The 13148-nt window shown below is 63.2% G+C and carries 13 protein-coding genes and 1 pseudogene; 10 read left to right on the top strand and 4 right to left on the bottom strand.

Features of this window, described 5'->3' with window-relative positions; genetic code table 11:
- Positions 1-27: 27 nt before the first annotated feature.
- A pseudogene (locus tag OZ411_RS26650) lies at positions 28-983 on the bottom strand (catechol 2,3-dioxygenase).
- 261 nt (positions 984-1244) lie between these two features.
- Here OZ411_RS26650 and OZ411_RS26645 point away from each other — a divergent pair.
- The 4 genes from OZ411_RS26645 (at position 1245) to OZ411_RS26630 (ending at position 4893) form a co-directional block, all read left to right on the top strand.
- Entirely contained in the window at positions 1245-1673 is a 429-nt protein-coding gene (locus OZ411_RS26645; RefSeq protein ID WP_130583388.1) for an SRPBCC family protein, read from the top strand.
- A 306-nt stretch (positions 1674-1979) separates the two neighbouring features.
- Positions 1980-3716: an ATP-binding protein gene (locus OZ411_RS26640; protein ID WP_130580637.1), complete on the top strand. Its 1737-nt coding sequence runs from the start codon at positions 1980-1982 to the stop codon at positions 3714-3716.
- 85 nt (positions 3717-3801) lie between these two features.
- The gene (locus tag OZ411_RS26635) at positions 3802-4380 is read left to right on the top strand and encodes a peroxidase-related enzyme (RefSeq protein ID WP_282530339.1); all 579 of its coding nucleotides are present in this window, start codon (positions 3802-3804) and stop codon (positions 4378-4380) included.
- Positions 4381-4401: 21 nt separating this feature from the next.
- Entirely contained in the window at positions 4402-4893 is a 492-nt protein-coding gene (locus OZ411_RS26630; RefSeq protein ID WP_282530338.1) for an MgtC/SapB family protein, read from the top strand.
- Positions 4894-4989: 96 nt separating this feature from the next.
- Here OZ411_RS26630 and OZ411_RS26625 read toward each other — a convergent pair whose 3' ends face one another.
- Positions 4990-5616 carry a ParB-like protein gene (locus OZ411_RS26625; protein ID WP_130580634.1) on the bottom strand — a complete coding sequence of 209 codons (627 nt, stop codon included), beginning with the start codon at positions 5614-5616 and terminating at the stop codon, positions 4990-4992.
- A 296-nt stretch (positions 5617-5912) separates the two neighbouring features.
- Here OZ411_RS26625 and OZ411_RS26620 point away from each other — a divergent pair, with 296 nt between their 5' ends.
- From OZ411_RS26620 to OZ411_RS26595, 6 genes are all read left to right on the top strand, one after another.
- A complete protein-coding gene (locus tag OZ411_RS26620) occupies positions 5913-6254 on the top strand; it encodes a hypothetical protein (RefSeq protein ID WP_282530337.1) in 342 nt (113 codons plus the stop codon).
- 194 nt (positions 6255-6448) lie between these two features.
- Positions 6449-6754, top strand: a complete 306-nt coding sequence (locus tag OZ411_RS26615; protein WP_027583603.1) for an acyl carrier protein — start codon at positions 6449-6451, stop codon at positions 6752-6754.
- A gap of 11 nt (positions 6755-6765) precedes the next feature.
- The gene (locus OZ411_RS26610) at positions 6766-7239 is read left to right on the top strand and encodes a 3-hydroxyacyl-ACP dehydratase FabZ family protein (RefSeq protein WP_282530336.1); all 474 of its coding nucleotides are present in this window, start codon (positions 6766-6768) and stop codon (positions 7237-7239) included.
- Positions 7232-8419, top strand: coding sequence for a beta-ketoacyl-ACP synthase (locus tag OZ411_RS26605; RefSeq protein WP_130580631.1), 1188 nt, complete (start codon positions 7232-7234; stop codon positions 8417-8419). The genes OZ411_RS26610 and OZ411_RS26605 overlap by 8 nt, the downstream gene beginning before the upstream one ends.
- A 31-nt stretch (positions 8420-8450) precedes the next feature.
- Positions 8451-9728 carry a beta-ketoacyl-ACP synthase gene (locus OZ411_RS26600; protein WP_130580630.1) on the top strand — a complete coding sequence of 426 codons (1278 nt, stop codon included), beginning with the start codon at positions 8451-8453 and terminating at the stop codon, positions 9726-9728.
- A gap of 74 nt (positions 9729-9802) precedes the next feature.
- The gene (locus OZ411_RS26595; RefSeq protein WP_282530335.1) at positions 9803-10738 is read left to right on the top strand and encodes a lipid A biosynthesis lauroyl acyltransferase; all 936 of its coding nucleotides are present in this window, start codon (positions 9803-9805) and stop codon (positions 10736-10738) included.
- A gap of 124 nt (positions 10739-10862) precedes the next feature.
- On the opposite strand, the gene OZ411_RS26590 is transcribed toward OZ411_RS26595, so the two are convergent.
- Entirely contained in the window at positions 10863-11972 is a 1110-nt protein-coding gene (locus OZ411_RS26590; RefSeq protein WP_282530334.1) for a polyamine ABC transporter substrate-binding protein, read from the bottom strand.
- Positions 11973-11976: 4 nt separating this feature from the next.
- Positions 11977-13146 carry an aminotransferase gene (locus OZ411_RS26585; RefSeq protein WP_282530333.1) on the bottom strand — a complete coding sequence of 390 codons (1170 nt, stop codon included), beginning with the start codon at positions 13144-13146 and terminating at the stop codon, positions 11977-11979.
- Positions 13147-13148 lie beyond the last annotated feature (2 nt).

The raw sequence follows: 13148 nt of genomic DNA, 5'->3' as shown, positions 1-13148 counted from the left end.
ATTCCTGGCTTTGGCGCGGATTCACACTCATTCGCCAATCGGCGGCGTGCCGTGAGTGTGGAAGGTCTCGATCGTCTTCAATCCCCACGCCTGGCCCTTCTTGCGCTCCTCCTCGGTCCAGACGATCGGCTTCCAGTCCGGCGCCAGGATCAAGCGGGCGCCGGCGTTGGCGACCTCGACGCGATTGCCGCCGGGCTCAAAGACGTAAAGGAAGAAGGTCTGCTGGATTGCGTGCTTGTGTGGGCCGGTCTCAATATGGACGCCGTTCTCCAGGAAGATATCGGCCGCGCGCAAGATCTCTTCGCGACTGTCGAGCGCATAGGTGACATGGTGGAAGCGGCCGGCTTGCCGTAGTGGTCGCGAGTGTGGGCGAAGTCGTAACTCTTGTTCGACATCGTCATCCACATCGCCGCTTCCGTACCATCGTTGAGCACGATCTGCTCGGTGAGCCGACAGCCAAGGTAATTCTCGAAGAACAGGCGATTCGCCCTGATGTCGACGGCGAGGCAATTGAGATGGTCGAGCCGACGCACATTGACGCCGCGTGCGGGAAAGCGCTGCGCCTGCTTCTTCAGCGCCGGCTTGAGTTCCGGTGGCGCTTGGTACCATTCGGTCTCGTAGTAGAGTTCGATGAGATGGCCGTCAGGATCGCGGCAGCGGAAAGCCGGCCCCTGCCCCATATCGCCATCGATCCAGCCAAGATCGAAGCCGGAGTCCTTGAGCGCGGCGACACGACGCTCCAGCGCCTGCGGGCTGCGAGCGCGCGGCGCCACGTGACCCATGCCTGAAGTCTTCGCCCCTGTCAGCTTCAGCGAATAGCGTTCGTAATCGTCCCAGCCGCGCAGATAGACCGACTCGCCCTTTTGCCCGCTGACCGTCATGCCCATGACGTCGACGAAGAATTTCAGGCTCTCCTCCGGCTTTGGCGTCAGCAGTTCCATGTGGCCGAGATGAGCAAGGTCGTAGATCGGCTCCGGCTGCATTGACGTCTCCAAACTGACAAGAGGACCACGCCAGCGAACGACTCGTCCGTCACGGTTCGGATTCACTAGCCTCTTTTGCGAAGGAGCGCGACGGCGCCAGCGGCGCGCTGGATGAATTTTTCAGGGGCATGGACGCGGGCACCACGACATCCCTGGCCTCTAGGCGACGCGTCTCCTCTTTTTTCAGATGTTCCCCCGGAACTGCTGCGCCGCGAAATAGTTTGCGCCACGAGGCAAGCAGAATGACGGGGAAACTGACGCATGCCGCAAATCATCGTATCCGTGCCGATCGGCGAGAAATCGACAGACCTCTGGCGGGAGATCGGTTCTTTCGGCTCGGTGGGCCGATGGCACCCGATGCTGACGAGGGTGGAAAGCGAAGGAGACCACGAGGGCTGCACGCGGGTTGCCGAGACGCACGACGGCAAGCGACAGACCGAACGGCTGATCGAATTCGCGCCGAATGAGCGCTTCTATCGCTACAGGATGGAGGCAACCGCGATGCCGATCCGCAACTATGTCGGCGAGTTCCGCATCGAGGACGCCCCGGACCACAGCAGCAGGGTCGTATGGTCCGCGCATTTCGACCTGGTGTCGGACGAAGCATCCGGTGCAACGGACGCCGTCAAATCATTCCTGAAAGCAGGTCTTGACCATCTTGCCAGCACCCACCCCCCGCCTCCGGCGTGATCATCCTTTCGCGACCCCGCCGCGTGCGGGGCGAATGGTTGACGGCGCAGCCAGCGGTATCGCGCTCTACCGAAGTGGTAAATCGATCGTTAATCGGAACCAGCGAGGGGTCGGGTCAGGTTTTGGCGAGAAAACCCTGGTTTCCCGCGCAACTTGCTCCGCCAGCCTCTAACTTGCGAAGCAAATCCTCACCCGGATGGTGTGGATTTAGCAAAACTGGAGCCGCTTCGGTTTAACCCTTTGTCCAGCCCCGCTTCCCATAGTGGGAGCCCCTGCTCAATCTCGCAATATCCCGGGTCCGGAACTGTGACATCCTTTGGACGTGTGATTTCGGTGCGCGGCTCGCAAGCCCGCGTCGGACTCCTGGCAACCAGCCAGATGCCATTTTCGGAAGTGCGCGCGACCGTCGGTCGCTTCGTCAGCATCCGGAGTGCGTCTTCCGTGATCGTCGCCATGATCACGGAGGTGAGTTGCGAGGACTTGCCGACGTCCGACAATTATATCGCAACCGCTTCCGTCGACCTGCTCGGCGAAATTCTCGGCGGCGACCGTCCCAAATTCCAGCGCGGCGTCACCAACTACCCGACCATCGGCGACACCGTCGACCTGATCAACGCAGAGGAACTGCGTACGATCTATGCGCCGAGCGGCTCCGACCAGATCAATGTCGGTACCCTGCAGCAGGATCGTTCGGTCACCGCGTATGTCGATATCGAGGAAATGCTGTCCAAGCACTTCGCCGTGCTCGGTTCGACCGGCGTCGGCAAGTCCACCGGCGTGTCGCTGCTGCTCAACGAGATCCTGAAGTCGCGGCCGAACCTGCGCATCTTCCTGCTCGACGTGCACAACGAATACGGTCGCTGCTTCGGTGAGCGCGCGCAGGTGCTCAACCCACGCAACCTGAAACTGCCGTTCTGGCTGTTCAACTTCGAAGAGATCGTCGACGTGCTGTTCGGCGGCCGCCCCGGCGTGCCGGAAGAACTCGACATCCTTGCCGAAGTCATCCCGATGGCGAAGGGCATCTATACCCAGTACCAGAATGCCGACCGCATCGGGCTGAAACGCATCGATCCCAAGCAGATCGGCTACACCGTCGATACGCCGGTGCCCTATCGTCTGGTCGACCTGATCGCGCTGATCGACGAGCGCATGGGCAAGCTCGAGAACCGCTCCTCGCGCATCATCTATCACAAGCTGATCTCGCGCATCGAGACCGTGCGCAACGATCCCCGCTACGCCTTCATGTTCGACAACGCCAATGTCGGCGGCGACACGATGGCGGAGGTCATCAGCCACCTGTTCCGCCTGCCCGCCAACGGCAAGCCGATGACGGTGATGCAGCTCGCCGGCTTCCCGGCCGAGGTCATCGATTCCGTCGTGAGCGTGCTCTGCCGGATGGCATTCGATTTCGGGCTGTGGAGCGACGGCGTCTCGCCGCTATTGTTCGTCTGCGAGGAGGCGCACCGCTACGCGTCCGCCGACCGCAATATCGGCTTCGGCCCGACCCGCAAGGCCGTATCCCGTATCGCCAAGGAAGGCCGCAAATACGGCGTCTATCTCGGCCTCGTCACCCAGCGCCCGGCCGAGCTGGATGCCACCATCATCTCCCAGTGCAACACGCTGTTCACGATGCGGCTCGCCAACGACCGCGACCAGGCGCTGTTGCGCTCGGCGGTTTCCGACGCCGCGGCCAACCTGTTGTCGTTCGTGCCCTCGCTCGGCACCCGCGAGGTGCTGGCGTTCGGCGAAGGCGTGGCGTTGCCGACGCGGCTGCGCTTCAAGGAGGTGCCGCCGCATCAGCTTCCGCGCAGCGAAGCCACCATCGCGACCGTGCCGTCGGTTGCCGCCGGCCACGACATGCATTTCGTCTCGGCCGTCCTGGAGCGCTGGCGCGGCGCGACCTCGCACCGCGACGTGCCCAACGACCCCGCGATCAGCGAGCGGCCCGCCGCGCGCGCCACGACGCTGGACGCGCCGATGCTGCAGCCCTCGATGGGGCTCGATCCCGATCGCTTCTCGCTCCTGAAGAAGCCGCTGCGCTGAGCGCCTTGCGGCCGAGCGCTTGCGCTCGCGCCGTCATCGACTATGGTTCCGGCCAAGCCTTACCGCCTTGAGCCGGAACCTGCCTATGACTGAGCCGATCGCAACACGCTTTCCCGTGCCTCCCCTCGATAAACTGCCCGAGGATATCCGCGAACGTATCCTCGCCGTGCAGGAGAAATCCGGCTTCGTGCCGAACGTCTTCCTGGCGTTCGCCTATCGCCCCGACGAGTTTCGCGCCTTCTTTGCCTATCACGACGCGTTGATGGAGAAGGACAGCGGCCTCTCCAAGGCCGAGCGGGAAATGATCGTGGTGGCAACGAGCGCCGCCAACCAATGCCACTACTGCGTGATCGCGCATGGCGCGATCCTGCGCATCCGTGCCAAGGATCCGCTGATCGCGGATCAGATCGCCGTCAACTATCGCAAGGCCGACATCACGCCGCGCCAACGCGCCATGCTCGATTTCGCGATGAAAGTGAGCCGCGAGGCGAGCACGATCTCGGAAGCCGATTTCGGCGCGCTCAAAGCGCACGGGTTCAGCGATGACGACATCTGGGACATCGCGGCAATTGCGGCCTTCTTTGCGCTGTCGAACCGGATGGCGAATTTCACCGCGATGCGCCCGAACGACGAGTTCTACATGATGGGACGGCTGCCGAAATAGCCGGCCGCCGAGGTATGCCGCGTGCTTGAATGGAGCGACATCATCCTGCGTCTTGGCGTCGCCACGCTGGCGGGCGGACTGATCGGCCTCAACCGCGACCTGCAAGGCAAGCCGATCGGCTTGAAGACGCTCGGCATCGTCGGACTGTCCACCGCGGCAGTCGTGGTGGTCGCCGTGCAGTTCACCGAGGTCGGCAGGATCACCGACGCGACCAGCCGTGTGATCCAGGGCATTCTGACCGGCATCGGCTTTCTCGGCGCCGGCGTCATCGTCCATGAGACAGAACACTTCCGCGTCCGTGGATTGACGAGCGCCGCCTGCGCCTTTTTGGCCGCTTGTATCGGTATCGTCTCCGGAGCCGGAGAGTGGCGGATCGTCGCGACAGTCCTGGTTATCGCGCTCGTGCTCCTGACCGTCGGCCGCCGCACCGAGCGCTTCCTGCATCGCGCACTGGGCGGCAACGGCGATTCGGACGAACACGGCACGCCACCGCGGCCGCCGACAGGCCGCTAGAGCTTCGGTTCTGATTGAATCAGAACCGAAGCTCTAGATTCTTGTTCTGACGCGTTTTCTTCACGCGAACCGGCGTCCACTTCGCTCGAAAACGCTCTATTCATCCGACGCCGGACCGCACCAGCCCGGCAGGTAGATCGCGTCCTTGCTCTTCGCCGCGGCGAGCGCCTTCTCCATTGCCGTGTCGAAATCAGCTTCCACGAGCTTGCGCGCCACCTGGCGACGCAGGAAATCCGCCCACAGGAACTCACTGAATGGCGTAGTATCCTTGGCAAAACCGCCTGCACGGCGCAGTTCGCCGGCGAGGCTGCGGAACGGATCGTCCTTCAGGTCGACCACCGATTTCGGCAGATCGCGAAAATGCCTGCGATCACCCTTGGCGTCGTAGGGATAGACCCAGCGCTTGTTGTCCATCACGCCCCAGAACGCATCGCGCTGGACCATGGTGAGATCGCCGATCACGGTGACAAGCACATCCTTGACGCCCTCATCGTGCAGCGCGCGGGCGAGATGGTGATGGTCGACGACGTAGTGGCGCTCATCGGGCCCGAGCACCACCGGGATCATGTGCTGGCCCAGCATTTCGGCGCGCTTCTTCGCCGACTTGTGCTCGCGCCAACGCTGGCGCTTCTCCTTCACCTCCCTCATGCCGACCGTCATCTGAGTCGGGCGCAGGGACATGATCGTAACCGGCTTGAGAATCGGCTCACGCGTATTTGCCATGGTTCAACTCCCTATTGCTGCCGACGGAAACCATCGAGGGCCGGTTCCACTATGGCACGGCGCCACCAGGGATTGAATTCCTCGGTCTCCCGTCTCGACGAGCTGTGAACGGAGGATCCCCCACGTCGCGCGCGAGGGTGCATCGCACACATCGCCGCGATGCCTTGCGCCCATCGCCCCACCATCAGTTCCATGAAGTGCCGCGGGGTCACGTTGCGAGAACGCGCACCAATATTTTACGTGAGAGGCGCGCACGGCGTGCTAAACAGGATCACAACTTCTGCGGACGGACGGCAGTGAAAATCCAGCGGCCTATCAGCTCGGACGGCGAGCACGTGGTGCTCAAATTCCGACCGCGCACCTCCGCCCATCCGCCCGCCCGCCACGAGCAACCGCTTGAGGCGGGAAAGCCCGGACAAGTCGCCCAGGACCTTTCCCGTTACGAGCGCCCGCGCGAGGAGCCCGATGACTTCCGCCAGCGCATGCTGGCCAATATCGCGGCCTTCGCTTTCACGGTGGCGCTAACCGCAATCGGCATCTGGTTGGCCGTGAGCATCGCCGACCTGCGCAAAACCCAGGATTGCGTCCTGATGGGCCGGCGTGACTGCGCACGGATTTCAGTGATGCCGAGGGGCTAGCGCTGGAACCGCAGCGGTATCTGCTGCCTAGCAAAGCGGCTCCACAGACAAGGCCAAGCTCCATTGAACTCGCGGCCCCGCTCCGATATACGGGCACTCGAGTCCGCCCGGGGGAACAGGGCATTTCGGGACAACGCCGCCCGCCACCTCCCGACCGTCCCGGAATTTACCGCCAATATATCAAAGGCTTAGTGATGTCTTCCACATTCGAGCAGATCGCCAACATTATCGCCGAGACTTGCGATATCCCGCGCGACACGATCAAGCCGGAAAGCCATGCCATCGACGATCTGGGGATCGACAGCCTCGACTTCCTCGACATCGCCTTTGCGATCGACAAGGCGTTCGGGATCAAGATGCCACTCGAGAAGTGGACCCAGGAAGTCAACGACGGCAAGGCCACGACCGAGCAGTACTTCGTGCTGAAGAACCTCGCTGACCGCATCGACGAACTGGTCGCGGCCAAGAACGCAGGCACGGGCACGGCGTCGGGCTCGTAACCGAGCGCCCCATGCAGCTCGAATATTTCACGCTCATCGATCGCATCGTCGACCTCAACATCGGCGACAAGACGATCGTGGTGGAGGCTGACGTTCCGCAGACCAGCACGATCTTCGAAGGCCATTTCCCGGGCTATCCGATCATGCCTGGCGTGCTCCTGACGGAAGCGATGGCGCAGTCGTCCGGCTGGCTGCTGCTCGGCCTGATGAAGTTCGAACGGATGCCCTTTCTCGCGATGATCAAGGAAGCCAAGATGCGCGGCTTCGTCAACCCGGGCGAGGTGCTGACGATCGAGGCCAAGGTCGAGCATGAAGGTTCGGGCTTTGCGGTGACGTCGGCCAAGGTTCGGGTAGGCAAGGAATTGAAATGCAGCGCCGATCTGACGTTCCGCCACATCCCCTTCCCCCATCCCGATCTGCGCGTGCACATGGACGCGATGGCCAAGAAGATCGGCTTTCCGCAGCAGGCACAGACGCATGACTGAGCGGAAGGAAGTCTGGATCACCGGCATTGGCGTCCTGTCGTCGCTCGGCGAAGGACCGGATGCGCATTGGGATGCGCTCAACGCCAAGCGCATCAACATCGACGACAAGCGGTTCGCGCCCTACATCGTCCATCCGCTCGCCCCCGTCAGCTTCGACGCGCAGATCCCGAAGAAGGGCGACCAGCGCCAGATGGAAGCCTGGCAGCGCATCGGCACCTATGCCGCGGGGCTGGCGCTGGATTCGGCCGGCGTCAAAGGCAATCAGGAAATCCTGTCCCGCATGGACATGATCGTCGCGGCTGGCGGCGGCGAGCGCGACCTCGCGGTCGATACGGCGATCCTGAACGCCGACGCGCGCGGCAACTTCAGCCCCGGCTTCCTCAACGAGCGCCTGATGAGCGAACTGCGTCCGACGCTGTTCCTGGCGCAGCTCTCCAACCTGCTCGCCGGCAATATCGCGATCGTTCATGGCGTCCGCGGCACCTCGCGCACTTTCATGGGTGAGGAAGCCTCCAGCATCGACGCGGCGCGGATTGCGCTGGCGCGCATCGAGGCCGGCCAGAGCGACATTGCGCTGGTTGGCGGCGCCTACAATGGCGAACGCCTCGACCTGCTCGTCCTGTTTGAATTCGGCGACTTCAACCTGACCGGCGAGTTCGCGCCGGTCTGGGCCCGCGAGAACAACAGCGGATTCGCGCTTGGCTCCGCCGGCGCGTTCCTGGTGCTGGAATCCCGCGAGCACGCCGAGGCGCGCGGCGCCAAGCCTTATGCCAAGCTCTCCAAGGTGGTCGCCGACCTCGCGCAGCGCAAGCAGCCGGGCGCGGTGACGAAGTCGCTGGAGGCGTTGTGGTCGAAACTCGGCGTCGGCGACGATGTCGGCGTGGTCGTCACCGGCGCCACCGGCGCCGAGCCCGTCACGTCGGAAGAGCGCGCGTTCCTGCGCCAGCACCAGGGCCTTGCCGTGCGCGCCACCGGAACGATGTTCGGCCACACCGTGGAGGCCCAATTCCCGCTCGGCGTTGCCCTGGCGGCGCTCTCGGTCTCACGCGGCGCGCTGTTTCCGCCGAACGATCCGACCGGGTTCGAGGTTGAAAAGTCGGATCCGCCGACCCAGATTGTAGTGATGGGAACCGGTCACTGGCAGGGCGAAGGGATGGCCCTGGTTGAGGCCGTCAAGTAGGGCGCATTCGCGCAGCATCGACGGGGGAAGCATGGCGACACCACGCGATAAATTTGGCAGGCCGATCGTTGTCGTGACCGGCATGGGCATCGTCACGTCGCTCGGCGGCGGCAAGACGGACAATTGGGCCAAGCTCGTTGCCGGCGAATCCGGCATCAAGACGGTCACCCGTTTTCCGATCGATGGACTGAGGACCACGATGGCCGGAACGGTGGATTTCGTCACCGTCGATCCCTTCACCTCGACTCTTCTTTCCGAGCGCATCGCCGAAATCGCCACCGAAGAGGCGCTGGCGCAATCCGGTATTGGCAGCAAGGGTGACTTTCCAGGTCCCCTCTTCCTCGCAGTCGCGCCGGTCGAGACCGAATGGCCGCAACGGCTCGAACTCGGGCGCACGATCGACAAGAAGGAGTTCGACTACTACGACATGTTGCGCGCGAGCGGCGGCGGCAGATTCGCCCCCTATCATGATCGCTTCATGTTCGGTTCGGTCGCAAAACACCTCGCCGAGAACTTTGGTACCAAGGGCTCGCCGATCTCGCTGTCGACCGCATGCGCCTCCGGCGCAACCGCGATCCAGCTCGGCGTGGAGGCGATCCGTCGCGGCGAGGCGGATGCGGCCCTGTGCGTTGCGACCGACGGCTCGGTGAATCCGGAAGCCGTGGTCCGCTTCTCCCTGCTCTCGGCGCTGTCGACGCAGAACGATCCGCCGCAGGGAGCGTCAAAGCCGTTCTCCAAGAACCGCGATGGCTTCGTGATGGCCGAAGGCGCCGGCGCGCTGGTGCTGGAGAGCTATGAGGCGGCCACCGCGCGCGGCGCGACGATCCTGGGCGTCGTCGCCGGCTGCGGCGAACTGACTGATTCGTTCCACCGCACCCGCTCGAGCCCGGACGGCAAGCCGATCATCGGCTGCATGCGCAAGACGCTGGCTGACGCCGGGATGGAGCCGGAACAGATCGACCACATCAACGCGCACGGGACAGCGACGCCCGAGAACGACAAGATGGAATATCTGACGACCTCGGCGGTGTTCGGCGAGCAGATCTCGAAGATTCCGGTGTCGTCGAACAAGTCGATGGTCGGCCACACAATCTCCGCGGCCGGTGCGGTCGAGGCGGTGTTCTCGCTGCTCACGCTCGAGCATCAGCGGATTCCGCCGACCATCAATTATGACGTGCCTGATCCGACCATTCATTTCGACGTGGTCGGCAACAAGGCGCGCGACGCCCGCGTCACTGCCGTGATGTCCAACTCGTTCGGCTTTGGCGGGCAGAACGCCTCATTGATCCTGACACGCGAGCCGGCCTAGAGCATGATCCGAGGAACTGGTCTCCGGTTTTCTGAAGAGATCATGCTCAACCAAACGCCGCGCCGCTTGTCGCGATGAACCGCCTGCAGCTCCTTCGCGCCCGCGCGCGCCTTCGCGACGCCGTCAAGCCCGTGGGCGACGCGGCGGTGGGCGCGCTGACGATCGCGCTGTTGCGTACCACGCGCTGCTTCGATCCGTTCAAGACCGCCGATTTCTTCGGGCGCGCCGCGCATTTCATCGGTCGCAGGCTGCGTGAGGACCGGATCGGTCGCGAGAATCTGAAGGCCGCGTTTCCGGAAAAATCGCCTGAGGAGATCGAGAAGATCCTGGCCGGCGTCTGGGACAATCTCGGCCGCATCGGCGCCGAGTTCGCCCATCTCGACCATATCTGGGACTACGACCGCGACCATCCCGAAAACAGCCGCATCGAATTGCCGCCGCGGACCATCGAGCTGTTCGACCAGATCAGGGACGACGGCAAGCCGGCGCTGATCTTTGCCGCGCATCTCGGCAATTGGGAATTGCCGGCGCTGGCGGCTGTCGCGCACGGGCTCGACACCGCGATCCTGTTCCGACGGCCGAACAGCGAAGCCGCGGACCGCGCGATCGAGAAGATCCGGGCGATCAAGATGGGCACGCTGATCCCCGCCGGCCGCGACGCGCCGCTCCGGCTTGCACAGGCGCTGCAAGACAACAAGCACGTCGCCATGCTGGTCGACCAATATCTGACCAACGGCGTCCAGGTCACCTTCTTCGGCCGCAAGACCAAGGCCAACCCGACGCTGGCGCGGCTCCGGCGTCAGGTCGAATGCCCGATCCACGGCGCCCGCATCATCCGCCTGCCCAATAACCGCTTCCGCGGCGAACTGTCAGAGGAAGTGAAGCCCGTGTTCAATGCGTCCGGAGAGATCGATATCCAGGGCACGATGCAGGCCGTCACCAACGTGATCGAAGGCTGGGTGCGCGAATATCCGGACCAGTGGCTCTGGCTGCACCGCCGCTGGCGGTGAGCTGAAGCCTATACCGCCCCTCATTGCGAGGAGCGTAGCGACGAAGCAATCCATGCCTCCACTTGTGGCGCTATGGATTGCTTCGCTGCGCTCGGAATGACGGAGAGCGTCGCGACAGCGAGCCTCACTTCCCCGTCTTCACCCTCGTCCACAGCCGGTTGATGATCCGCTGGGTTGCGGGGTCGCGCGCGGTGATGACGAACAGCTTCTTCTGCGTCGCTTCGTCCGGATAGATGTTCTTGTCGTCGAGGATCTTGGGATCGATCAGCTTCTGGCTGGCCAGGTTGCCGTTGGCGTAGGACAGGAAATTCGAGTTCTTCGCAGCGACGTCCGGCCGGTAGAGGTAGTTGATCAGCTCATGGGCCTCGGCGACGTTCTTGGCGTCGGCGGGAATCGCGAGATTGTCGAAGAACATCTGCGCGCCCTCCTTCGGGATGGTGTAGCCGATTTCGACGCCGTTCTTGGCTTCGACCGCGCGGCTGCGCGCCTGCATGATGTCGCCTGACCAGCCCACCACGAAGCAGATCTCGCCGGAGGCGAGCGCGCTCAGATATTCCGAAGAATGAAACTTGCGAACATAAGGCCTGACCTTGCTGACGAGGTCAGCGGCCTTCTCGAGATCGGCCTGCTTGGTGGAGTTCGGATCGATGCCGAGATAGTTCAAGGCCGCCGGCAGGATGTCGTCGGCGGAGTCCAGCATATGGATGCCGCAATCCCTGAACTTCGCGAGATTCTCCGGCTTGAAGACCATGTCCCAGCTATCGATCCTGGCATCGGGGCCGAGAATCTTCTGCGCCATCTGGACATTGTAGCCGATGCCGGTGGTGCCCCACATGTAGTTGGCGGCGTAATTGTTGCCGGGATCGTAGGTCGCGAGCTCGCTCGTCACCACCGGCCAAGCATTGGTGAGGTTCGGCAGTTTCGACTTGTCGAGCTTGAGGAAGACCTTTGCGGTGATCTGGCGCTGCAGGAAATAACCAGTCGGGACCACCACGTCGTAGCCCGACTTGCCCGCGAGCAGCCGCGTTTCCAGCGTCTCGTTGGCGTCGAAGGTGTCGTAAGTTACCCTGATGCCGGTCTCCTTGGTGAAGTCCGCGAGCACCCCCGGCGCCACATAGTTCGACCAATTGTAGAAATTGACCGTGCGTTCCTCGGCGCGGGCGGATGAAGAGACGAGCAGAGCCGCGGCAAAGAGGGCGGCGAGACAAATGGAATGACGGCCCTGCTCGTGCATCTCCCTACCTCTTTCGACGGCGCACCGCGTCCGACAGACGCTCGAGCGCAGTGTCGAGGGTTGCATCCTGCTTTGCAAAGCAAAAACGTACAACCGAGGTTACCGGATCCTTTTCGTAGAAGGCCGAGACGGGGATCGCGGCCACCTTGTAGTCGGTCACGATGCGCCGGCAGAACGCCTCGTCGGTCTCATTCAGACCGAGCGGCGACAGGTCGACGGTGAGGAAATAGGTGCCTTGCGATTTCAGGACGGGAAAGCCGAGGCTCTCGAGCCCTTTTGTCAGCCTATCCCTGCTCCGCGCCAGATCCTTGCGCATGTCGTGAAAATACGCATCCGCCTTGCCGAGCCCGTAGGCCACCGCCGCCTGCAGGTTGGGCGCCGTGGTGAAGGTGAGGAACTGATGCACCTTGGCGGCAACCCGCAGAAGCGGCGGCGCGGCGCAGACGAAACCGATCTTCCAACCGGTGAGCGAAAAGATCTTGCCGGCACTGCCGACCTTGATGGTGCGGTCCCGCATGCCCGGCAGCGTGATCAGCGGGATGTGCTCGCGGCCATCGAAGATCACGTGCTCCCAGACCTCGTCGCAGATCGCGACCACGTCGAATTCCTGGCAGAACCGCGCCAGCAGTTCGAGGTCTTCGCGCGGATAGACCACGGCGGAAGGATTGAGCGGATTGTTGAACAGCACCGCCTTGGTCTTGCGGTTGAAGACGCTCCGCAGCATCTCCTCGTTCAGCCGCCAGTGCGGCGGCTCCAGCCGCAACAGGCGCGGAATGCCTCCGGCCTGACGGATGATCGGCAGATAGGAATCGTACACCGGCTGGAAGACGACCACTTCATCGCCCGGCTCGACCACGGCCAGGATCGATGATGTCAGCGCTTCGGTGCCGCCCGAGGTCACCATGACTTCCGTCACGGGATCGAGGCTAAGTCCGTGCCAGCGGCCGTAATGGGTCGCGATCGCCTGCCTGAGCTCGGGGATACCCATCATCGACGGGTACTGATTGTAGCCGTTGACGGAAGCGTCCGCGGCCGCGCGGCGGATGTCCTCCGGACCGGGATCGTCCGGAAAACCCTGGCCGAGATTGATAGCGTTGTTGTCGCGCGCGAGCTGCGACATCGCTTCGAAAATGGTGACGGGAAGGTCCGAGAAGACCTTGTTCATGGAAGTCATGG

Source organism: Bradyrhizobium sp. Arg237L (assembly GCF_029990105.1).
Lineage (GTDB): Bacteria > Pseudomonadota > Alphaproteobacteria > Rhizobiales > Xanthobacteraceae > Bradyrhizobium.
Note: the sequence above shows the minus strand (reverse complement) of the source record. Positions and strands in the feature narration are given on the sequence as shown.

Excerpts from the sequence above, each read along its gene's own strand:
- OZ411_RS26645 (WP_130583388.1), top strand. The coding sequence starts at position 1,245 with ATGCCGCAAATCATCGTATCCGTGCCGATCGGCGAGAAATCGACAGAC.
- OZ411_RS26635 (WP_282530339.1), top strand. The coding sequence starts at position 3,802 with ATGACTGAGCCGATCGCAACACGCTTTCCCGTGCCTCCCCTCGATAAA.
- OZ411_RS26625 (WP_130580634.1), bottom strand. The coding sequence starts at position 5,616 with ATGGCAAATACGCGTGAGCCGATTCTCAAGCCGGTTACGATCATGTCC.
- OZ411_RS26615 (WP_027583603.1), top strand. The coding sequence starts at position 6,449 with ATGTCTTCCACATTCGAGCAGATCGCCAACATTATCGCCGAGACTTGC.
- OZ411_RS26610 (WP_282530336.1), top strand. The coding sequence starts at position 6,766 with ATGCAGCTCGAATATTTCACGCTCATCGATCGCATCGTCGACCTCAAC.
- OZ411_RS26605 (WP_130580631.1), top strand. The coding sequence starts at position 7,232 with ATGACTGAGCGGAAGGAAGTCTGGATCACCGGCATTGGCGTCCTGTCG.
- OZ411_RS26600 (WP_130580630.1), top strand. The coding sequence starts at position 8,451 with ATGGCGACACCACGCGATAAATTTGGCAGGCCGATCGTTGTCGTGACC.
- OZ411_RS26595 (WP_282530335.1), top strand. The coding sequence starts at position 9,803 with ATGAACCGCCTGCAGCTCCTTCGCGCCCGCGCGCGCCTTCGCGACGCC.
- OZ411_RS26590 (WP_282530334.1), bottom strand. The coding sequence starts at position 11,972 with ATGCACGAGCAGGGCCGTCATTCCATTTGTCTCGCCGCCCTCTTTGCC.
- OZ411_RS26585 (WP_282530333.1), bottom strand. The coding sequence starts at position 13,146 with ATGACTTCCATGAACAAGGTCTTCTCGGACCTTCCCGTCACCATTTTC.